This window comes from Cobetia amphilecti, assembly GCF_032923285.1.
GTDB classification, from domain to species: domain Bacteria; phylum Pseudomonadota; class Gammaproteobacteria; order Pseudomonadales; family Halomonadaceae; genus Cobetia; species Cobetia amphilecti.
Genome location: NZ_CP136695.1, coordinates 2,149,352 through 2,171,079 on the forward strand (window position 1 = coordinate 2,149,352; position 21,728 = coordinate 2,171,079).

Genomic DNA, 21,728 nt, shown 5'->3' on the forward strand with positions numbered 1-21,728 from the left:
GCCATATCTTTCGTCTAACAAGAGCGCTGCCAGCGCATCACTCGAGTGCCGGATAGCGTGACCTTGCGCCATCCTGAGGGTTTCTGAAACGCGTCTTTGCGGCAATCGCGCCTGTTTCACCTCAAGCACAGGGTGCAAGACTTGATGGCGTGGTGGCAGGACGATGCCACCGATGATCAAGCGGACCCGCTGCCTGCCTTGGGGTGATGTTGCAGCGCGATACGCGCTTGATCCTGGCCGCCAGACCCTCTGGTGAATGTGACTTGAAAGATCAAGGTGGCGTGAGTGGACAATATGCGTAGCAGTATTTTCATGGTCATCGCGATGGCAGCATTCGCGGTGGAGGATCTGTTGTTCAAGTTGGCGGCGGGGCATACCTCGACCGGTATCACCCTAATGCTGTTCGGTCTCGGCGGCATGCTGGTCTTCATGCTGTTGACCTGCCTGCGCGGCGAGTCCCTCATGCCTGCGGCGATCTTCTCGCGTCCGATTCTGGTGCGTGTCATCTGTGAAATCATCGCCCGCAGCAGCTTCGCCCTCGCCATCACCCTGATGCCGCTTTCCACCGCCTCCACCATCCTGCAGGCGACGCCGCTGGTCGTGGTGGCCGGGGCGGCACTGTTCTTCGGGGAGCGCGTCAGCCGCAAGCGCTGGCTGGCAATCGGTGTCGGCTTCATTGGCGTGCTGCTGATCGTGCGTCCCGGTCTCGACAGCTTCAACATGTCCTCACTGTTTGCGGTGATCAGCACGATCGGCTTCGCCGGACGAGACCTGGCGACGCGCGGCGCGCCGGCGTCGTTGTCCAACGTCCAGCTCGGCATCTATGGCTTTCTCGCCCTGATTCCGGCGGGGGGGCTGATCGCTCTCTACCAGCAGACTCCGCTTGCGTATGCGCCCGAGGCGACCTGGCTGATCGTGGGTGCCGTGATACTCGGGGTCATCGCCTACAACGCCTTGACGATTGCCATGCGCAAGGGCGAGGTCTCGGTGGTCACGCCATTTCGCTATACCCGCGTCCTGTTTGCCTTGGCGCTCGGGGTCATGGTGCTGGGGGAAAGCCTCGATGCCATGACCTTGCTGGGCGCCGCCATCGTGGTCGCAAGCGGTATCTACATCGTCACCCAGGGCAAGCAGCGCCCGCCAGTGGCGAAGGTGGCCTCGTTGTGAATTCCTTCGCTGCCATCAGGTTGGCAGCGTCAGGCTGTCATCACCGCTGACGCCAGCTTGCACCATTGACCAGGTAACACATGAAAAAGGAGAGGCGCTTGCGCCTCTCCTTTTGTCGTTGTGGCGCGCATGTTTCATCCAGAACAGTGCGGTGACGGAAAAACCCCATCGATCAAGGCATTGGCAAGGCGATGAGGGAGCAGGGGAGCACGTGACGGTTGGCAGTAGTTATACGAGTGTGTAATAGTGAGGAGAAATCCATGGCAACCCACTCGCTGCCAGTCGTGTCACAAGGAGAGCCAATGCCAAGCCAAGCCCCGATTCTGGGTGTCTATCTGAGTGAGTCCCTGGACCTGGACAGCGTCTACGGTGAAGCACTGCGCCAGCTGGGCGACGATGTCGTGCTGCGTCATCCGCATGAGATCGAGGACCCGAGCGAGGTGCGGTTCGCCATCTGCTGGCAGCCGGGGGAGGATGCCTTCGCGCCGTACCCGAATCTTCGGCTTGCCATGTCGATCGCGGCGGGGGTGGATGCCCTGATGAGTCATCCGGGGCTCTCGGCCGAGGTTCAGGTCGCACGGGTGCGCGATCCGCATCAGGCGTATCTGATGGCCGGATTCGCCGCTCACGAGGTACTGCATCGCGAGCGCGAGTTTGCCGTCATGGCCGACAATGCCACGCGTGGCGAATGGCAGCCGTTGGCAATGCGTGCGCCAGAGAAGGCACAGGTGGCCGTGCTGGGCCACGGCAGCATGGGGCGCGCCGTGGTCAGTTCGCTGTCGACCCTGGGGTTCTCGGTGACGGTCGCCTGTCGCAGCGAACCGGCCGCGCCGGTGCCGGGCGTGCGTTACCTGACCGGTGACGCTGCCGTCATGGCGGCGGCCGACGGCGCCGATTATCTGATCAATATCCTGCCGCTGACCCCGGTGACCGAGAACGTGCTGAACGCTGCCTTGTTCGCCCGGCTGCGCCGTGGCGCCTGGCTGGTGCAGATCGGCCGCGGCGAGCACCTGGTGGAAGCGGACCTTGAAGCCGCGCTCGACGCCGGACAACTGGCAGGCGCGACGCTGGATGTCTTCCGCGAGGAGCCGCTGGCGCCCACTCACCGCTGGTGGCAGGACGCGCGCCTGCGCATCACGCCGCATGTGGCCAGTGACTCGCTCCCCGAGGTGGTGGCCGAACAGGTGGTGGCCACGGCGCGTGAGTTGCGCGATGGCCTGCCGCTCATGCTGGGCGTGGATCGCCAGCGCGGCTATTGAGGGCCGCAGCGCTTAAAACCCTCAGCGATTGAGGCCCGCGTCGCTTGAACACCGAAGGTGGACGCTTCAATGCTTCTCAAGGCTCAGCCGAGCCTTTCTCGACCCCAGACAGCGACATTGTGACCACAGGAGACAGCAACATGCCGGCATCGACCATGAGTGACGCGGAGTGGCAAGCACGCCTGGACCTGGCGGCCTGCTATCGGTTGGCAGCGCACTATCGCATGACCGACCTGATCTACACCCACATCACGGCGCGGGTACCGGATGAGGAAGGGCATTTTCTGATCAATCCCTACGGCTGGCGCTGGGAGGAAATCACGGCGTCCTCGTTGGTCAAGATCGACGTCAACGGCCAGAAGGTCGATGACAGTGCCGCGCGGGTCAATCCGGCCGGTTTCACCATTCACTCGGCGATTCATGCGGCAAGTCACTCAGCCAGCTGGATCATGCATACCCATACCCGCGCCGGTGTGGCGGTGTCGAGCCTGGAAGAAGGGCTCTTGCCACTGAATCAGATCGCCCTGCAGTTCCATGGCCGCGTCTCCTACCACGATTATGAGGGTATCGCGCTGGATCTGGATGAGCGCGAGCGCATTGTGGCAAGCCTTGGCGACAATCCGGCACTGATCCTGCGCAATCATGGCCTGCTGACCACCGGCGCCTCTGCCGCCGAGATGTTCAACAACATGTTCTATCTCGAGCGCAGCTGCGAGATCCAGGTCGCGACTCTGTCCATGGGCCAGCCGGTGCGCCGCCTCTCGCCCGAGATCTGTGAGCATGTGGTCGGTCAGTACGACATGGCCATCCACGAGGAGGGAGATCTGGCGCTGGAGTGGGAGTCTCATCTGCGACTGCTGGAGAGCCTTGGCTGTGATTATCGTTGTTAATAGCAGGCGCGCTGTTGAAGGCATCTTCGTTCGAGAGGCCATCGAGTGCCTGATGCGCGGGACAGCGACCGGACGGGAGACATCACGATGAGTCGCAAGGCATTCCAGCGGCTTTCCCAGGATCAGCGTCGTCGCGACCTGCTGGAAGCCACCTTGAGCTGTGTCGCGCAGCACGGTCTGGCCGGTGCCAGCGTTCGCCGTGTGGCGGAGGCGGCCGGGGTCTCGCCGGGACTGATTCGCCACCATTTCGGTACCAAGGACGACATGGTGCGGGCTGCCTACGCCTACATGATGGGCCAGCTGACCTCCGATATCGCCGATGCCAGCCCGGCCAGTGATGTATCCCCGGCGTGTCGTCTGGCGCGCTTCATCGCGGCGAGTCTCACGCAGCCCAACCTGGCCGCCCACAAGATCTCCCTGTGGGCGACCTTCATCGGCCGGGTGCGCCACGATGCCAGCTATTCGGCGGTGCACCAGGAAACCTATCGCGAGTTTCTCGACCTGCTCGCACAGCTGGTCAAGCCGGTGCTGAGTGCCCACGCGCTGCCCGCCACCGAGAGTGAATGTCAGGAGCAGGCGATCGCCCTCAATGGCTTGATCGATGGCCTGTGGCTGGAAGGCGGGCTGGAACACGACCTCTATCCGGTCGAGCGGCTGCCCGCGATCGCCATGCGGGCGGCAGAGGGCATTCTGCGGCTGCCACAGGGCACCTTGCTTGAGCACGTCGCTATCACGACATCACCCCCACCTCACAGGAGTTGAGCATGCGCTACGCCACCATTACCGAACGACTGAGTGATCTGGGCGGTGACAAATGGGCCGTTCACAGCGCCGCCCGCCAGCGTATCCAGGCCGGCGAGCCGATCATCGAGCTGACCATCGGGGAGCCGGATATCGCCACGCACCCGGCCCTGGTCGAGCACTGTGTCGAGGCGCTGCGGGCTGGCCGTACCCGCTACTCCGATAGCCGTGGTGAACCGGGGCTGGTCGCGGCACTGGCCGAGCGCTACGCCGCGCGCATGCCCGAGATCAGTGCAGACAACGTGCTGTGTTTCCCCGGCACGCAGACGGCGCTGTTCGCGGTGATGCTGGCGCTGGTGGAGGAGGGGGCCGGCGTACTGACCGGCGACCCCTACTACGCGACCTATGAGGGCGTGATCCGCGGCGCCGGCGGTGACCTGCAGCCGGTACCGCTGCGCATGGAGCATGGCTTCGTGTTGCAGCCAGACGATCTGGCCGCGGCCATCACGCCGCAGAGCCGTGTGTTGCTGCTCAATACGCCGCACAACCCCACCGGGGCGGTGATGGACCGAACGACCCTCGAGCATATCGGCGCGCTATGTCGCGAGCATGATCTGTGGATCGTCTGCGATGAGGTCTATGAAGCGCTGATCTTCACGGGCGAATTCGTCTCTCCGCTGGAAATCGAGGCACTGCGTGAGCGCACCGTGGTGGTGTCCTCGATCTCCAAGAGTCACGCTGCCACCGGTTTTCGCAGTGGCTGGGCCATCGGCTCGGCGGAATTCTGCCGTCGGCTGTTGCCTGTCTCGGAAACCATGCTGTTCGGCAACCAGCCCTTCATCGCCGACATGACCGAGGCCGCGCTGCGCGGGGATTTCGATACCACCGAGCGTCTGCGCGACTCTCTCGGGCGCCGCGCGCGTCTGGTCCACGAGGCGCTGGCGGCCATCCCGCAGCTGTCCTCCAGCCTGCCCCAGGGCGGCATGTTCCTGATGGTCGATGTCTCACGCACCGGCCTGAACGGTGAGCAATTCGCCTGGCGGCTGCTGGAACAGCAGCAGGTGGCGGTGATGCCCGGCAGCGTCTTCGGTGATTGCGGTACGCCGCTGGTACGTGTCGCCCTGACCGTGCCGGACGACAGCCTGCTGGAAGCGGTGCAGCGCATGGCGCTGCTGTGTGACCAGCTGGAAGCCGAGGTCGTGGCCTGAGATCTTTTCTCAGTGACTTTCGGTCAGTCTCAAGGCCAGGCAAGGCCAGGCAAGGCAAGGCCAGTCAAGATCAGGCTTCAATCCGTCTCACCCTCTGTTGCGTAGACGCAGAAACGCCGCCCGAGGGCGGCGTTTCTGCGTTCAGCGATGCTCAAGTCAGGTCATCATTTCCAGCCCGTCATTTCCAGCCCATCTGCCAGACATCATCTGCCTTGAGCTCGCGCCAGGCGAGGGTGTAATCCCTGCGTGTCAGCACCGCCTGCAACACGACCTCGACCACATGTTCGTCCTGCTCATCACGAATCAAGCGTGTGACGATGAAATGGCGCTCACGCTCCCGGGGCGACACGGCGGTCCATTTGCTCTGCAACAGCTTGTCGGGGTTGATGCGATTCATGCTGGTTCCTCAAGAAACGGTTGGCAGCTGCGTGCTGCTCGAGTCAGTGCCAGTCAAGTCAGTGCTGGTCAAGTCAGAGCCCAGCAGACAGGTGAGCGCCAGGTGGGCTTACACCGAAGGTGGGCTCTCGTTGAGCAGTTGCCACAGCGACTCGGTCGCCGCGCTGTGCTTGCCACGGCGACAATAGCAGGCCACCTCGAGGGTCGGGCCGCCCAGATCATCCAATAGCGAGACCAGTCTGCCGCTCTCCAGATCATCCTCGATCAGGCCGTGGGGCAGCCAACCGACTCCCAATCCGGCCATCACCAGTTCACGAATGCCCAGCGTAAAGGACGTCTCGCAGATGATGTCGATGTCCTGGGCGCGCTGCAGGTCCATCAGGTAGGGCGAGGCCAGAATCTGGCCCAGAAAACTCTCCGGATCATAGGCGATCAAGGGCAGGCGCTGGTCACTGCGCGGCAGGTGCAGGGGGCGCCCCTGGGCGTCCGGAGCACACACCGGCAGCAGCCGCTCCAGCCCCAGCGAGATGCGCTGGGTGTCGCCGTTGTCATCGAAGATCGGCGCGCCCTGCAGTTCTGAGCACAGCAGCAGGTCTGCCTGATCATGCTCGAACAGTTGCAGGCATTCGCTGCGATCCAGTGATTTCACCTGCAGTCCGGCTTCGGGGGAGTTGTGCCGGAAATAGCGCAGCAACCGCGGCAGATAGCTGACGGTGAGGGTGTGCTGGGTGGTGATGATTGCCTTCGGCCCCTGGCGGGCCTCGCTGCGCAGGCGGCTGCGCAACGTGTAGAGCCGCGCCAGCCATTCCCGCATTTCCTGCTCATATTCCAGCGCGTGCTCGGTGAGGATCATGCGCTGCGACTGACGATAGACCAGCTCGACGCCCAGCCACTCTTCCAGCTGCCGTATCCGGCGCGAGAAGGCGGGTTGCGTCACGTTGCGTCTCTCGGCTGCCAGCGAGAAGGTTCCGGCCTCGATCAATGCGAGAAAGTCTTCGATCCATTCGATCTTCATGCGTCGCCTGAGGAGATGTCGGTTGTTGTTGGAGGTCGGCCATCATGCACCGAGTGCTTGTTGGGGTGAAGACCGCAAGCACACCCCCGGAGCATGAACCATCCATGGTTCGTCAATGGTAGGGCAGCGCCGAAGGGCCAGGGGCCACAGGCCACAGGCAATGGATATGACTGCCGGTCGGCGTCGCGGGCATGACGATCTTCTGGATGCCTGAGTCGGACAAGAGCAAAGAGCTGGTCATGCAGAAAAGTAACAAACTTTGAGAAACATGGCATTGGGACTGGCGAGAATCGCGGCTTACTGTTGAGAAGACCGCTCGGCGGCGTGCCGGAGTGATGTCACACATTCGACGAACGTCGTTATGAGAGTAACCCCCTATGACAACAATGACTCGCCTGGAGGCTCGTATGCATCTGTCCCGTTTTCCCCGTGTTCGCCTTGGTCACCTCTCGACTCCGCTGGAGCCGATGGACAACCTGAGCAAGCTGTTGGGTGGGCCGCGTCTCTGGATCAAACGTGATGACTGCACCGGGCTTTCCACCGGTGGCAACAAGACTCGCAAGCTGGAATTCCTGATGGCAGACGCGCTGGAGCAGGGCGCCGACACCATCATCACCCAGGGCGCTACCCAGTCCAACCACGCGCGTCAGACCGCTGCCGCTGCCTGCAAGCTGGGTCTTGAGTGCCACATCCTGCTGGAAGACCGTACCGGCAGCGACGACCGCAGCTACAACTACAACGGCAACGTCTTCCTCGACCAGTTGCATGGCGCGACGGTCGCCAAGCGTGAAGGCGGTGCCGACATGGCCGCCGAGATGGAAGCGCTGGCCGACAAGCTGATCGGCAAGGGCAAGAAGCCCTACATCATCCCGGGGGGTGGTTCCAACGAGATCGGCGCGCTGGGTTACGTGAATGCCGCCCTCGAACTGCTGTCCCAGGCCAACGACATGGGCCTCAAGATCGATCACCTCGTGCACGCCACCGGCAGCGCCGGGACCCAGGCGGGTCTGGTGACGGGCCTGACCGCCTGCAACTCCGGCATTCCGGTACTCGGCATCGGCGTGCGGGCCCCGAAGGACAAGCAGGAAGGCAATGTCTTCGCGCTGGCACAGAAGACCGAAGCCAAGCTGGGCCTGTCTGACGTGGTCAAGCGTGAAGATGTCGTCGCCAACTGCGATTACGTCGGTGACGGCTACGGCATTCCGACCGAAAGCATGATCGAGGCCGTCACGCTGCTGGCTCAGCAGGAAGGCATCCTGCTGGACCCGGTCTACTCCGGCAAGGGCATGGCCGGTCTGATCGACCTGGTACGCAAGGGGCACTTCAAGGAAGGCGAGAACGTGGTTTTCCTGCACACCGGCGGTGCCGTGGCCCTGTTCGGCTACCCGGATGCCTTCAACTTCGCGGATTACCAGGCCTGATAGCGTTTGCGGCCAGTGATGCGTCCCGCCTGACGACAGCGGCGTGACTGACGCATCCCGTAACGACACGCTCCCCGGCCCAGCTGGCAAGGGAGCGTGATGATCACAGCAGTTTTCGGGGAATCACAATGACAATCAGACACCTCAAGCTGGCTGAAGCAGCCGACGGCGTGGCAGAGGAAGATCAGCGCACCACGGCCATCGTCCAGGACATGCTGCAGGACATTCGCTCGCGTGGTGAAGACGCCGTGCGCATGTATGCCGAGAAGTTCGACAACTGGAGCGGCGATTTCGTCCTCAGCGAGGAAAAGCTGGCCACGCTGATCGAAAGCGTGCCGCAGAGCGTCAAGGACGATATCGATTTCGCCCATCGCCAGATCCGTCGTTTCGCCGAAGCGCAGCGCGACAGCCTGACGTCCTTCGAGATAGAGACCGAGCCGGGTGTCGTGCTGGGGCAGCGCGTGCTGCCCATCGATGCCGCGGGTTGCTACGTGCCGGGCGGACGCTACGCGCATGCCGCCTCGGCGCTGATGAGCGTCGCCACGGCCAAGGCCGCCGGCGTCAAGTACATCACGGCCTGTTCGCCACCGCGCGGTGACAGCATCAATCCGGCGGTGGCCTACGCCATGCATGTGGCCGGTGCCGACCGCATCCTGGAGATGGGCGGCGTTCACGCGGTCGCCAGCATGGCCTTCGGCCTGTTCGGCGGGCGCGAAGCCGACATCCTTGTCGGCCCGGGCAACGCCTTCGTGGCCGAAGCCAAGCGCCTGCTGTTCGGGCAGGTCGGCATCGACGTCTTCGCCGGCCCCACCGAATCGGCGGTGATCGCCGATCACACGGCAGACCCGATGACCATCGCGGTGGATCTCGTCTCCCAGGCGGAGCACGGCCCGAACTCGCCGGTCTGGCTGTTCACCACCAGTGAAGAGGTCGCGCGCCGCGTCATCGAGCTGGTGCCGCTGGTCGGCAACGACATGCCCAACGCCGAGGTCATCCACGCCGCCTGGCGCGACTACGGCGAAGTCATCCTGTGCGACACCCGCGAAGAAGTGGTCCAGATCAGTGATCAGTACGCCTGCGAACACCTGCAGGTGCTGTGTGAGGACCTGGAGTGGTGGAAGCAGAATCTCAGCAACTACGGCTCTCTGTTCCTCGGCGAAGGCAGCACCGTCACCCACGGTGACAAGTGTTCCGGCACCAACCACATCCTGCCGACCAAGCGCGCCGGTCGCTACTCCGGCGGTCTGAATGTCCACAAGTTCATGAAGGTACTGACCACCCAACAGCTCAGTGTTGAAGCCAATCTCAAGTTCAGTGCCATCGGTTCGCGCATCTCGCGCACCGAAGGGATGGAAGGCCATGCGCGTGCCTGTGACTGGCGCCTCACCAAATACTTCCCCGAGCAGGATTGGGATTTCCCCGTCTATGCCCAGAAGCGGTATTGAGGAGGCCACATGCGTCGTTTTGCCAAGTCATTCACCCAACAGGAAGCCATCTCCGACACCGCCATCGAGGCTGCCGTCGCCGTGATGCGCAGTGGTCGCCTGCATCGCTACAACCTGGCGGAAGGCGAGCAGGGCGAAACGGCGCTGCTGGAGCAGGAATTCGCGGCGAGTCTGGGCATTCCCCATGCGCTGGCCTGTGCCTCCGGCGGCTATGCCCTGCAACTGGCGCTGCGCGCCTGCGGACTCGAGGCCGGTGACAAGGTGCTGTGCAACGCCTTCACCCTGTCCCCGGTGCCCGGCAGCATCGTCGCCGCCGGTGGCGAGCCGGTGCTGGTGGACATCCTCGAGGACACCACGGTCGATCCGGAGGATCTGGCGCGTGCGGCAGATCAGAGCGGGGCCCGCTTCTTCATGCTCTCGCACATGCGCGGCCATATCGGCGACATGCACGCGATCATGCAGGCCTGCGACAGCCGCGGCATCACGGTGATCGAGGATTGCGCGCATACCATGGGTGCGAGCTACGACGGCAAGCCCAGCGGCACCTTCGGCAAGGTCGGCTGCTACAGCACCCAGACCTACAAGCACGTCAATTCCGGTGAAGGTGGCCTGCTGGCGACCGCCGATGATGAGGTGATGCGACGCGCCATCATCCTGTCGGGCTCCTACATGCTGTACGACCGCCACCTGGCGGCACCGGCCGCGGAGAGCTTCGCCGAGACGCGCCTGCAGACCCCCAACATGAGTGGTCGCATGGACAATCTGCGTGCCGCCATCCTGCGCCCGCAACTGGGGGAGCTGGCAGAGCGTCGTGAGCGCTGGAATGCCCTCTATGCCCGCATGCAGGACCGGCTCGCGGCCATGGAGGGCGTCACGCCCATCCTGCGTGGCCCGCTGGAAGGCTACGTCGGAAGCTCCATCCAGTTCACGCTGGCGCAGTGCTCCCACGAGCAGATCGCCGCCTTCATCACAGGCTGTGAAGCGCGTGGGCTGCCGGTGAAATGGTACGGCAAGCCGCTGCCGGAGGATTACACCAGCCGCTACGACAGCTGGGCCTATCTGGGCAGCCATCGTGCAGTGCCCAATGCCGACCGGGTGCTGGCGACGCTGTGTGATCTGCGTCTCCCGCTGACCTTTGACGTGCAGGACTGTGAGGTCATCGCGGACTTGATCCTGGACGCTCTGCACAGTGCACGACCTGTCTCGACCGTCGCGTGACTATGCCCGGCGGCAGCACGTGACGGGGATGAACCCATAACGATAACGCTTTGAAAGCCACATGATCTTCAATCCGCATGTCCTGATGACAGGCCATGCGGACCCGCAACCAGTGGAGTAATAACAATGTTCAATAAAGCTCTCTTGGCAACCGCAGTGATGTTGGCGATGTCAGCGACCGCTCAGGCGAAGACCTTCAAGGTCGGCATGGGCGATCCGATGGATTCGGATCAGGGCGCGCTTGCACAGCGCTTCGAGGAACTGGTCGAGGACCTTTCCGATGGCGAGATGCAGGTGGAGTTGTTCCCGGGCGGTCAGCTGGGCTCCGAGACCGGCATGATCCAGGACACGCGCATCGGCAAGCTGGACTTCGCGCTGATCGGCGTCGGCAATCTGACGCCCTACGCGCCGCGCCTCGGCGCGCTCACCATGCCCTATGCACTGCGTAGCCATGCGGATGCCGTCAAGGCCACCACCGGCCCGCTGGCGGATGAATGGAACCAGATCGCCGAGAAACAGGCCGGCGTCCACATCGTCAGCTGGCTGTATTCCAACTTCCGTTATCTGACCAACTCCAAGCGTCCGGTGACGTCGCTGGAAGACCTTGAAGGCATGAAGATCCGTGTGCCGCAGAACAAGATCATGCTCGCCACCTATCAGGCCTGGGGCGCCAGCCCGATCAGCATGTCGTGGCCGGAAGTCTTCACCGGTCTGCAGCAGGGCGTGATCGATGGCCAGGACAACCCGGACATCGTCAACTACACGATGAAGTTCCAGGAAGTGCAGAAGTATCTGACCGAGGTCCACTACCAGTACTCCCTGCAGCCGATCGTCATGGGGGTGCGTACCTACAACAAGCTCTCTGACGAGGAGCGCGAGATCATCGATCGCGCCGGCCTGGAAGCCCAGCTCTATGCGCTTCAATTCCAGCTGACCGAGGCCTCTCAGGCGCGTGCTGCCATGGAAGCTGAAGGGGTGCAGTCCGCCCAGCTGACCGACGAGGACAAGTGGATCAGCATTGCCAAGGAAGAAGTCTGGCCGCAGTTCTATGAAGAGATCGGCGGCAAGGAATCCTTCGACGAATTGCAGAAAGCATTGGGCCACTGAGCCCGAGTGGGCGGGGTCGCTCGCGGCGTCAGCGTGAATGACGCCTGAGCGACCCCCGCTGCGTTCAATGCTATCGAGCAGGGATACCAGACAGTGCTGGTATCCCTCTCACAGTTCATCGTGAAGGAGGCTCGCATGTTGGCCAGATTGAACAATCTCGAGGATTACGCCTGCCGCTTTCTACTCGCGGTCTTCGTACTCCTGCTGTTTTCCCAAGTGGTATTGCGTGTCGTGTTCGGTATCGGCATGGCATGGATGGAAGAGCTGGCACGCTACGCCTTCGTCTGGTTCGTCTTCCTGGGGGCTGCACACGCGGCTCACCTGAGTGCCCACAATCGGCTGCAGACCCATATCAATCTGCTGCCGCGCAAGGTGGCCAACGCCATCCTGCTGTTTGTCGACCTTATCTGGGCGCTCTTCAGCCTGATCATCGCCTACAAGAGCCTGGATCTGATCGGGCTTCTCACCGAGTTTCCCTATGAGTCCCCAGCGCTCGGCTGGTCGCTCGCCTATGTCTATTACATCTTCCCCGTGGCCTTCACCTTGATGGCCTTTCGCGTATTGCAGGTGCAGTTCCTCAAGCTGGTCAGAGGCATCGAGCCCGGCAACGTGGACGACGAGGAAGTGAAGCGCATCACGGAAGCGGCCCCGGATGCCGCCGATGACACCCGCACCGCCAAGATGGGAGGCTGATGCCATGGCCGCGACTATTCTGTTCTCTCTGTTCGGTGCACTGCTGTTTCTGGGCTCACCCATCGTCGTTGCCCTTGGGGTGGCGTCCATGGCGGTCTATGTCGTCAGTGGTGATGACATCACCTCGCTGGTGGAGCTGGCGTTCTCGGCGATCAACTCCTTCCCGCTGATGGCACTGCCATCCTTCATTCTGGCGGGCGCCCTGATGGGCGACGCCGGCATCGCGCGGCGTCTGATTCGTATCGCCGAAGAGCTGGCGGGCCCGGCCGCAGGTGGCCTGGGGGCGGCAGCGGTGATGGCCTGCATGTTCTTCGGCGCCATCTCCGGCTCGGGGCCGGCGACCACGGCGGCCGTGGGCATGCTGGTGATTCCGGCGATGATCGAACGTGGCTACGGCCGCAGCTATCCGGCGGCGATTACCGCCACCGCTGGCGGACTGGGCGTCGTGATTCCGCCCAGCATGCCGTTGGTCATCTACGGGGTGACCGCCAACGAGTCGATCTCGGCGCTGTTCATGGCGGGTGTCATCCCGGGCATCATGCTGGGGGCGGCCCTGATGATCGCCAACTACATCACCGCCAAGCGCAACGGCTATCAGGCCCAGGGCGAGCCGTACGACAAGGCGCGTGTCTTCAAGGTACTCAAGGAGGGCTTCTGGTCACTGATGGCACCGGTGGTCATCCTCGGCGGCATCTACAGCGGTCTTTTCACACCGACCGAAGCCGCCGTCGTCTCGATCTTCTATGCGCTGTTCGTCGGTGTCTTCATTCACAAGGAGTCCTCGCTGCTGGGCTTGAATGAAGCCTTCCAGAACACGACTTGGCTGACCGGTCGCGTGCTGATCATCATGTTCACCGCTACCGCCTTCGGTCGCATCCTGGTGGAGCATCACATTCCGGCCATGATCGCCCAGGGCATCCTCAACATCACCGACAGCCTGTGGCTGGTGTGGGTGCTGGTGATCGCCTTCCTGCTGATCGTCGGCATGTTCATCGAGATTCTGGCCACCATCATGATCGTCACGCCGGTGTTGCTGCCGGTCATGGTGGAGCTGGGCGTCGACCCGGTGCACTTCGGGATCGTGCTGGTGGTGAGTCTCGGGATCGGCTTCTCGACCCCGCCACTGGGCGAGAACATGTTCATCAGCTCCAGCATCGCCAACGTGTCCATCGAGAAAATCTCGGTGCGGGCGCTGCCGCTGGTCGGCACCATGGTGCTGATCGCCTTGCTGCTGGCCTTCGTGCCGCAGCTGACAATGTGGCTGCCGGACATGATGGGCTTCTAGCGGCCCAGCGGAGGGCAGTGGCTCGTCATCACTGTTTTCGTCAACACAGTGGCTCGTAAACACAGCCCTTCGTGAACAGTGCCTCATGAAACAGTTTCTCGAGAGGATGCCGGCCACGTCGCCATCCTCTCGAGCCTTGATCTTCAGTGAGAGTTTTGTCGGAGAACGACCAATGAGAAGCTCGCATGACGCCTCGGGCGCAGAACATATCGTCGTGGGCGTGTTGGGCGGCATGGGGCCGGATGCCACGGTGGCCTTCATGCAGCAGGTGATCCAGGCCACACCGGCCGAGGACGACATCAATCATGTACACATGGTGGTCGACAACAATCCCAAGGTGCCGTCGCGCATCAAGGCTCTGCTGGAAGGGGGCGATGTCTCTCCGGGGCCTGCCATCGCGGAAATGGCCCAGCGACTGGAGCAGTCCGGGTGTGATTTTCTGGTCATGCCCTGCAACACGGCCCACTACTACTGGCAGGATGCGCAGGACGCCGTCTCGATTCCGGTGTGGCATATCGTCGAGCGCACCCTGGACTGGGTGGCGGCGCAGTGGCCGGGCGCACGTGTCGGCATGCTGTGTTCCCCGGCGCTGCGCAAGATTGGCCTTTACGAAGGCTTCATCGAGTCGCGTGGTCTGTCGCTGGCCTATCCCCAGGATGAGGACGCGATGCTGGAGGTGATCCGCAGCGTCAAGAAAGGCCAGGTGAGTGATGACGCCGTCGGGGGAGCCTTCCGTCAGGCCGCCGCTGACCTGGTGGCGCAGGAAGCCGATGTGCTGGTGCTGGCCTGCACCGAGCTCTCCATTATCAGCCATCTGCTCGATGACCGGCTGCCGATCGTGGATTCCGTCGAAGCGCTGGCCGTCAGCGTGGCACAGGCGGCCACTCAGTAAGCGTCGCCGTCACGCGCCGCCCATGCCACTGCCCGAGCGGCGTTGCTCGCGTTCCTGCAGGTAGCGGGCGGGTGTAGTGCCGAGCAGCTTCTTGAACATGCTGATGAAGGCGTTGACGGACTGATAGCCGACGTCTTCCGAGACGCGCTGCACGCTCATGCCTTCGGCCAGCAGGCGAATCGCCACCACCAGGTGCAGTTGCTGACGCCAGCGGCTGAAGCTCAGGCCGGTGTCACGCTGGATAAGCCGGGCGAGGGTGCGTTCGCTCATCGCCAGTTCGCTCGCCCACTCGGCCAGGGTGCGTCGGTCGTCCGGGGTCTTGATCAGGGCATCGCTGATGCGGGTCAGCCGCGGGTCTTCGGGCAAGGGCAGGTGCAGACGTTCGCTTGGCATGCAGGCCAGCTCTTCCATCAGCACGCCGACCAGCCGCGCTGTCGGCCCCTGTTCAGGATATGGCTGGGGTAGCTCCGCCAGACGCAGCACCAGCTCACGCAGCAGGGGCGAGATCGACAGCGTGCAGCTGTGGCTTGGCATCTCGAGCGCACCGGGCTCGATGAACAGGTGGCAGACGCGGCCGCCACGGGTCAGATGATTGCTGTGGGGCAGGTTGCCGGGAATCCAGACCCCGCTGTGCGGCGGCACCATCCACAGACCTTCCGGTACGCGACTGGTCACCACGCCATGCAGGGCGATCACCAGCTGTCCCTTGCGATGCTGGTGGATCGGCACCTCCATCACCTGCTGGCCGGTCTCGACATGCAGGGCGCTGGCCGGAATCTCGTAGATGTCCGGGTCGTGCTCGCAGACGCTGCTGGAGAAGGGCACCTGATCGGGGCCGCGGGTGCTGACCCCGGGCGATGGCGGTAGAACGGGTGTGGTCACTGACATAGCGGCTCGCAGATTGTCTGATTTCAGTGATCTGATGTCATGATGGCTCAATTCTGCAGTGGGCGAGGGGATTAAGCTAGCCTCACTCTGTGTGCGGACTCATCTCTTGGGTGTCGTCCCGCCATTACCCCGTTTCACGATCGCTGCGAGCGCCTCATGACTGAACTCTGCCACTCATCTCCTGTCCGGCGACTGAGCCATCCGGCCGTATTGATCGCCGGTATCCTGTTGATCGCCATGAACCTGCGTGCGCCCTTCACCAGTATCGCGCCACTGCTGGAGCGCCTGCAGGCGGCGCTGGGCTTCAATGCCACGGCGGCTGGCCTGTTGATGATTCTGCCGCTGCTGGCCTTCGTCGTCGTCTCGCCCTGGGTGCCGCGCCTCGCCAGAGGTCTCGGGCTTGAACGCAGTCTCTTCCTCGCCTTGGTGACGATCGCCGCGGGCATCGTGCTGCGGGTGCAGGGCAGCATGCTGGCCCTCTATCTGGGTATCGGCCTGATCGGGGCGGGCATTGCCGTGGGCAATGTGCTGCTGCCCAGTCTGGTCAAACGCAGCTTTGCGCAGCATGTCGCGCTGCTGACCTCCTGCTATGTGCTGACCATGGGCATCATGGCCGCCATCGCCTCGGCGCTGATGGTGCCGTTGGCACAGGGCAGCAGCGCTGGCTGGCAGTACGCGATGCTCATAGTGGTCGTTTTGCCATTGGTGACGATGGGGGTGTGGTGGCCGCAGTTGTCACGTCGCTCCCTGCCGGCGGCGGCGAAGGAAGCCGAGAAGGGTGCCGAGAAGGACGTCGAGAAGGGTGCCGCGCGGCCGGTGCGTCAGGCAGCCGTGTGGCATTCGCCACTGGCCTGGCAGGTGACGCTCTTCATGGGCATCAATTCGCTGCTGTTCTATACCGTCAACAGCTGGCTGCCGAGCATGCTGGCGGACAATGGCTTCTCAGCCGAGAAGGCGGGCTCGTTGCATGGTCTACTCCAGCTGGCTTCGGCCTTGCCGGGATTGATTCTGGTGCCCCTGATGCCGCGCCTGAAGGATCAACGCCTGATCGCCTTCGCGACGCCCTGCATGTCGCTGGCGGGATTCATCGGGCTATGGCTGATGCCAAAGTGGGCACTGGTGTGGGTGCTGTTGCTGGGCGCGGGCTCCGGGGCCAGCTTCATTCTCGCCTTGTCATTCATGGGGCTGCGGGCGCGTGATGCCATGCAGTCGGCTTCACTGTCGAGCATGGCGCAGACGCTGGGCTATCTGCTCGCGGCCATGGGGCCGCCGCTGATCGGCGCGCTCTACGATATGCAGGGCAATTGGCAGCTGGCACTGATGGTCTGCGCCGTCCTCAGTGTGCTGATGGCAGGTGTCGGCTGGCTGGCGGGCAGAGACCGCCAGTTGCCTGAGGCGTCGGCATCTGAATAATGGAGCGCTGCCCCCAAGGGGCACTGGCACATCCCCCCATGACAAGGAAGTGAGAGATGGCGAATGCTTCATCGGCTAGCGAAGATCAACGGGCGTCTGACTCGCCAGCTGTTGCGCAGCACCCCGGACGTCGGCGCAAGCCGCCTTTGCGGGCAGCCATCCTTGGCCTGGCCAGTCTCGGAGGTATCTTCATGATCGTTCAGCCAGCCAATGCCGCGACGCTGTCACTGCGCGTGATCGAGACCACCGACATCCACGCCAACGTGATGGATTACGACTATTACAAGGACCGGCCCAGCGTGCGCATCGGCCTGGTACGCGCGGCAGGTCTGATCAAGCAGGCGCGTGCCGAGGTAGCCAACAGCGTGCTGCTGGACAATGGCGACCTCATCCAGGGCAGCCCGATGGGCGATTACATGGCGGCAGAAGGTCTCGAGGAGGGTGATGTCTTCCCGGCCTACAAGGTCATGAATCAGCTGGATTACGATGTCGGCAATATCGGCAATCATGAATTCAATTACGGGCTCGAGTATCTCGAACGGGCGCTGTCCGGCGCGCAGTTCCCCTATGTGAACGCCAACCTGCTGGACGCCACGACAGGCGAGCCGTACTTCACGCCCTACCAGATCACCGCCCATGCCTTCACCGACAGTGAGGGCAACGCTCAGACATTGAAGATCGGCTATATCGGCTTCGCACCGCCGCAGGTGATGACCTGGGACCGCAAGCACCTCCAGGGCCGCCTGACGGCCGAGGACATCACCGAGAGCGCCAGGCGCTGGGTGCCCGAGATGCGCCGGGCGGGCGCGGATGTGGTGATCGCCATCCCGCACTCCGGCATCTCGACCGACCCCTACCGGGTGATGGCCGAGAATTCGGTGTATTACCTCTCGCAGGTCGAGGGCATCGATGGCATCGCCTTCGGGCATGCCCATGCCGTCTTCCCCAGCGAGGAATTCGCCGAGGTACCGGGGGCCGATATCGCCAGGGGCACCCTCAATGGCGTGCCGGCGATGATGCCGGGGCACTGGGGCAGCCATGTGGGCGTGATGGATCTCGAACTGAGCAATGCCTCGGGCCAGTGGCGGGTAGTGAGCGGCCAGACAGAAGCCCGCCCTATTCAGGTAGGGGGCGAGGCGCAAGTGGCGGAAGATGCCGAACTGGCGGCGCTGGTCGATCATGAGCACGACGCCACGCGCGAGTACGTCAATCGCAGCATCGGACGCGCCAGTGCGGCGATGAAGAGCTATCTGGCGCTGGTGCAGGACGACCCGACGATCCAGATCGTCAATCGCGCCCAGGCCGATTACGTCAAACGCTTCGTCGAAGGCGACCCGGACCTGGAAGGCTTGCCGATTCTCTCGGCAGCCGCGCCGTTCAAGGTCGGCGGCCGTCACAATGATCCGACCCAGTTCACCGAGATGGAGGCGGGCGAGCTGAGCTTCCGCAATGCCGCCGATCTCTATCTCTATCCGAATACGCTGGTGGCGCTCAAGGTCACCGGCAGGGAAGTGCGGGAATGGCTCGAGTGCAGCGCCGGCCAGTTCCATCGCATTGATCCGGATCTCGCCACGCCCCAGCCCTTGATCAACTGGGAAGGTTTCCGCAGCTACAACTTCGACGTGATCGATGGCGTCGAGTACCGGGTGGATGTCACGCAGCCGGCGCGTTACGACGGCAATTGCGCGCTGATCGACGCCGATGCCCACCGTATTCAGGGACTCGCCTACCAGGGCGAGCCGGTCAAGGACGACGAGGTCTTCCTGCTCGCGACCAACAACTATCGCGCCTACGGCGAGGACTTCCCCGGCACCGGAGAGTCGCATATCGCTTTCGCGTCACCGGATGAAAATCGCAGCATTCTGGCCCAGTACATCTCGCGCCAGACGCAGCAGCAGGGCGCGGTGGACCCCGCGGCGGATCACAACTGGCGGCTGGCCGCGATCGACACCGATACCCCGCTGGACATTCGCTTCACCACCGCCCCCGGCGAGGATGCGCAGCAGTTCATTGATGCCCAGGCGGTCTACCCGATGACGTTGGTGGATCAGGACGAGATGGGCTTTGCCCGTTATCGCGTCGGGCTGGACCGGATGGAATAGCCAAGGCAGCACATTGTCGAGCACGTCGTTCCTGGCCTGGATTCAGGTGGGAAAAAACGCCAGTCAGCAATTGCTGACTGGCGTTTTTTTGTCACTTGGCGCTACCCGCTATCTGTTTCATTATTCGCTTTTGCCTCAGGTTCTTTTGCGCAGTCCCATTGCGGGTCAGCGCCAAGGTGCGTGCAAGGCGATGCTCAGCAGCACGCGTTTGCCGCGCTCGATGCGGCTGACGCTGTGTTCGTGAAGGTCGGGGCGAAACAGCACCACGCGGTCCGCGAGGCGAAAGAGGCTGCCATCGGTCTCGAAGACACCGCCCCGGCGGGGCTTCTTGAGCACGATATTGAGCTTGTAGTAGCTGCCGCTGCCCATCGGGTCGTTGTGGCGCATCACGCTGTGGCCTTCGGGGTAGGTCACCAGGTTGATGGTCAGGCGACGAAGATCGAGCAGACTGCGGTTGATGACACGGGCCATGGGCGTTTCCCTTGAATTTGATGGGGCCATTAAAGCGTATTTTGAGCAATCAATCAAAATCGTGCTTGAGTGATCGCTCAGGAATCCGTAAGGTGGTCCCACGTTCACGGCATCACCGCGATATAGCACTGTTTCGCCAGGCCGTGATTGAGTATTCATCAAGCGAAGAGGTCAGCAATGAGCCACGACAACGTGACAATGGAAGCCCTGGAAACCCGTTATGCGATGATCGAAGGTCACCGCATTGCCTACAAGGAAATGGGTGAAGGTCAGCCGCTGTTGTTGATTCACGGTATTCCGACCAACAAGCTGATGTGGCGTGATGTGATGCCGGAATTGGCCAGGCATTATCGTGTCATCGCACCGGACATGCTCAACTATGGCGAGTCGGACATGCCGGTGGATGCTGACGTTTCCATCAATGCCCAGACACGCATCTTCATCAAGCTGATGGATTCACTGGGTGTGGCGAGTGCGGATGTCGTCTCGCATGATATCGGCGGAGGTATCGGTCAGCTGATGGCCGTCAATCATCCCGAGCGTGTTCGCCGTCAAGTACTGATCGACAGCGTATGCTTCGATTCCTGGCCGATTCCGGAGTTCAAGCAGCTGCTGGAGCCGGGCGTCGAGGAAGCGACCAGCGTCGAGGAATTCATCAGCACCATGCGCGGCTTCATGCCCAGTGGTGTGCATGATCCGGCCGTCGCGACCGAAGAGATGGTCGAGCGCTATGTGTCCCAGTGGAACAGCGAGCAAGGCAAGGCGGCTTTCTTCCGCAACATGCGTCGTCTCAACAAGGAATACACCCAGGCCATCGCCGGTGAGCTCAAGAATATCGAGATCAAGACTCTGGTGCTGTGGGGCGACAAGGACAACTTCCAAAAGCCGGATTACGCCCCGATGCTGGCAGATGCCATTCCGGGTGCCGAGCTGATCTGGGTGAAGGATGCCGGTCACTGGGTGACGGATGAAAAGCCGCAGGATACCGTGCGCTATATCCTGGACTTCCTCGCCCGCTGAGGAGGAGCCCATCAGCCATAAGCGCAGTAAAATCTCACCCCTGATGGTGAATGAGCCCTGAACGACAATGCCCGGTCCTATGACCGGGCATTGTCGTATCTGGCGGAAATCGCGCACGGGAAATCGCCTAATGATGCGCGATGTTCCGCGCGGCCGGAGGGGACTGTCGCTTGCGCTTGGCGGTGATCGTCAAGGCCTCTTCCTCGGTAAGGTCATCGATGATCGTGTCGAGAGAGGCATTGCCTACCGGGGGCAGGGGCGCGTGATCACTCCGCGGGGCAAGCGTCGGCGCTGTCTGGAAGGCGAGGGGTCTTTCCAGTGCCATGATGCTGCCACTGCGCGTCGGGGTGCACTGCTCATTGACCAGGGTGAAGCCGTGGCGCTGGTAGAGCGCCAATGCCGGGCTGTCGGAGAAGACTCTCAGGCGCAGCGCGCGCGGGCAGGGCTGAGCGCCCGGGGAGAGCTCGGAGGCGCGGTCTTTCATCAGCGACTGGCCGTACTCCTGTTGCGTTGCCAGCTGGATCAACCAGTTCAGGCAGGCGGAGCCGACGCCACGGCCTTGCCAATGTGGCACCAGTTGCAGGTCGCGCAGATACAGGATGTCCGGCAGGGCCTTGAGGCTGATGAAGCCGACCCATTCGCCATTGATACGTATCGCGTAGTTCTCGTTGTCCTGCCAGCGCTCGCTGAACAACTCCTTGTCCCAGCTCATGCCATGCCGTTTGTAGGTCGCGAGCATGTTGCCGCAGCACAGTCGCCGAGCCGCGGCGCTCAGATAGCTGCTGCAAGCCGAATCGCTGATAGGGGTAATGCTGAGATCATCCATGATCCTGTCGCTTATTGTTGAGGGTAGGGGCACAGATGCGCGGACTGATGACCATTCGTCCAGAATAGCGGACCAGTCGGTTAGCGCATACTAATGTAGTTTGCCATCTATCATCGGATGTTGGGTTGCCGCTGACAAGTGAATGCCTGTCCAGTGCTTGTCCTGCACCTTTCAAGCGCCCCTCAAGTGCCCCTCAAGTGCCCGTCCAGCTTTGCCCAGTCGTAGAAGGTGAGTCGAGAGTTGCCAAAACGTAATAGTTACACTATAACAT

At 62.6% G+C, this 21,728-nt stretch carries 20 protein-coding genes; 15 read left to right on the plus strand and 5 right to left on the minus strand.

Annotated features, from left to right (window positions below; translation table 11 throughout):
* The first annotated feature begins 294 nt into the window (after positions 1–294).
* The 5 genes from R1T44_RS09255 to R1T44_RS09275 all read left to right on the plus strand — a co-directional run bounded on the left by R1T44_RS09255 (position 295) and on the right by R1T44_RS09275 (position 5,265).
* A complete protein-coding gene (locus tag R1T44_RS09255) occupies positions 295–1,167 on the plus strand; it encodes a DMT family transporter (RefSeq protein ID WP_197738730.1) in 873 nt (290 codons plus the stop codon).
* A gap of 302 nt (positions 1,168–1,469) precedes the next feature.
* Positions 1,470–2,426 carry an NAD(P)-dependent oxidoreductase gene (locus R1T44_RS09260; protein ID WP_153635634.1) on the plus strand — a complete coding sequence of 319 codons (957 nt, stop codon included), beginning with the start codon at positions 1,470–1,472 and terminating at the stop codon, positions 2,424–2,426.
* Between the two features lie 140 nt (positions 2,427–2,566).
* Positions 2,567–3,316 carry a class II aldolase/adducin family protein gene (locus R1T44_RS09265; RefSeq protein ID WP_197738731.1) on the plus strand — a complete coding sequence of 250 codons (750 nt, stop codon included), beginning with the start codon at positions 2,567–2,569 and terminating at the stop codon, positions 3,314–3,316.
* A gap of 87 nt (positions 3,317–3,403) precedes the next feature.
* Positions 3,404–4,078 carry a TetR/AcrR family transcriptional regulator gene (locus R1T44_RS09270; protein WP_317291912.1) on the plus strand — a complete coding sequence of 225 codons (675 nt, stop codon included), beginning with the start codon at positions 3,404–3,406 and terminating at the stop codon, positions 4,076–4,078.
* Between the two features lie 2 nt (positions 4,079–4,080).
* The gene (locus tag R1T44_RS09275; protein WP_043332811.1) at positions 4,081–5,265 is read left to right on the plus strand and encodes a pyridoxal phosphate-dependent aminotransferase; all 1,185 of its coding nucleotides are present in this window, start codon (positions 4,081–4,083) and stop codon (positions 5,263–5,265) included.
* 178 nt (positions 5,266–5,443) lie between these two features.
* Here the strand turns inward: R1T44_RS09275 and R1T44_RS09280 are convergent, their stop codons facing one another.
* Together R1T44_RS09280 and R1T44_RS09285 are read right to left on the minus strand one after the other, a co-directional pair.
* Entirely contained in the window at positions 5,444–5,662 is a 219-nt protein-coding gene (locus R1T44_RS09280; protein WP_043332808.1) for a TIGR02450 family Trp-rich protein, read from the minus strand.
* 108 nt (positions 5,663–5,770) lie between these two features.
* Positions 5,771–6,676, minus strand: coding sequence for a LysR family transcriptional regulator (locus R1T44_RS09285; protein ID WP_043332806.1), 906 nt, complete (start codon positions 6,674–6,676; stop codon positions 5,771–5,773).
* A gap of 407 nt (positions 6,677–7,083) precedes the next feature.
* Between R1T44_RS09285 and cuyA the strand changes: the two genes are divergently transcribed.
* The 7 genes from cuyA to cuyB all read left to right on the plus strand — a co-directional run bounded on the left by cuyA (position 7,084) and on the right by cuyB (position 14,737).
* The gene (cuyA, locus tag R1T44_RS09290; RefSeq protein ID WP_043332804.1) at positions 7,084–8,097 is read left to right on the plus strand and encodes a D-cysteate sulfo-lyase; all 1,014 of its coding nucleotides are present in this window, start codon (positions 7,084–7,086) and stop codon (positions 8,095–8,097) included.
* A 128-nt stretch (positions 8,098–8,225) separates the two neighbouring features.
* Positions 8,226–9,542 (plus strand): histidinol dehydrogenase, encoded by a 1,317-nt coding sequence (gene hisD, locus R1T44_RS09295; protein ID WP_064503251.1) that lies wholly within the window; start codon positions 8,226–8,228, stop codon positions 9,540–9,542.
* A 9-nt stretch (positions 9,543–9,551) separates the two neighbouring features.
* Entirely contained in the window at positions 9,552–10,760 is a 1,209-nt protein-coding gene (locus R1T44_RS09300) for a DegT/DnrJ/EryC1/StrS family aminotransferase (RefSeq protein WP_317291913.1), read from the plus strand.
* A gap of 168 nt (positions 10,761–10,928) precedes the next feature.
* Positions 10,929–11,867 (plus strand): TRAP transporter substrate-binding protein, encoded by a 939-nt coding sequence (locus R1T44_RS09305; protein ID WP_213114127.1) that lies wholly within the window; start codon positions 10,929–10,931, stop codon positions 11,865–11,867.
* Positions 11,868–12,002: 135 nt separating this feature from the next.
* Positions 12,003–12,560 (plus strand): TRAP transporter small permease, encoded by a 558-nt coding sequence (locus tag R1T44_RS09310; RefSeq protein ID WP_043332799.1) that lies wholly within the window; start codon positions 12,003–12,005, stop codon positions 12,558–12,560.
* Between the two features lie 4 nt (positions 12,561–12,564).
* The gene (locus R1T44_RS09315; RefSeq protein ID WP_043332797.1) at positions 12,565–13,845 is read left to right on the plus strand and encodes a TRAP transporter large permease; all 1,281 of its coding nucleotides are present in this window, start codon (positions 12,565–12,567) and stop codon (positions 13,843–13,845) included.
* A 172-nt stretch (positions 13,846–14,017) separates the two neighbouring features.
* The gene (gene cuyB, locus R1T44_RS09320) at positions 14,018–14,737 is read left to right on the plus strand and encodes a cysteate racemase (protein WP_176676946.1); all 720 of its coding nucleotides are present in this window, start codon (positions 14,018–14,020) and stop codon (positions 14,735–14,737) included.
* 9 nt (positions 14,738–14,746) lie between these two features.
* Here cuyB and R1T44_RS09325 read toward each other — a convergent pair whose 3' ends face one another.
* Positions 14,747–15,625 carry a helix-turn-helix domain-containing protein gene (locus tag R1T44_RS09325; protein ID WP_176676947.1) on the minus strand — a complete coding sequence of 293 codons (879 nt, stop codon included), beginning with the start codon at positions 15,623–15,625 and terminating at the stop codon, positions 14,747–14,749.
* Between the two features lie 156 nt (positions 15,626–15,781).
* On the opposite strand from R1T44_RS09325, the gene R1T44_RS09330 reads away from it, so the two are divergent.
* Positions 15,782–17,038: an MFS transporter gene (locus tag R1T44_RS09330; protein ID WP_176676948.1), complete on the plus strand. Its 1,257-nt coding sequence runs from the start codon at positions 15,782–15,784 to the stop codon at positions 17,036–17,038.
* Between the two features lie 191 nt (positions 17,039–17,229).
* A complete protein-coding gene (locus R1T44_RS09335; RefSeq protein ID WP_317291914.1) occupies positions 17,230–19,140 on the plus strand; it encodes a bifunctional 2',3'-cyclic-nucleotide 2'-phosphodiesterase/3'-nucleotidase in 1,911 nt (636 codons plus the stop codon).
* Between the two features lie 165 nt (positions 19,141–19,305).
* On the opposite strand, the gene R1T44_RS09340 is transcribed toward R1T44_RS09335, so the two are convergent.
* Entirely contained in the window at positions 19,306–19,611 is a 306-nt protein-coding gene (locus R1T44_RS09340) for a hypothetical protein (RefSeq protein WP_043332791.1), read from the minus strand.
* 177 nt (positions 19,612–19,788) lie between these two features.
* Here R1T44_RS09340 and R1T44_RS09345 point away from each other — a divergent pair, with 177 nt between their 5' ends.
* On the plus strand, positions 19,789–20,631 hold the full coding sequence (locus tag R1T44_RS09345) for an alpha/beta fold hydrolase (RefSeq protein ID WP_225996418.1): 843 nt from the start codon (positions 19,789–19,791) through the stop codon (positions 20,629–20,631).
* 127 nt (positions 20,632–20,758) lie between these two features.
* On the opposite strand, the gene R1T44_RS09350 is transcribed toward R1T44_RS09345, so the two are convergent.
* Positions 20,759–21,457, minus strand: a complete 699-nt coding sequence (locus R1T44_RS09350) for a GNAT family N-acetyltransferase (RefSeq protein WP_317291915.1) — start codon at positions 21,455–21,457, stop codon at positions 20,759–20,761.
* Positions 21,458–21,728 lie beyond the last annotated feature (271 nt).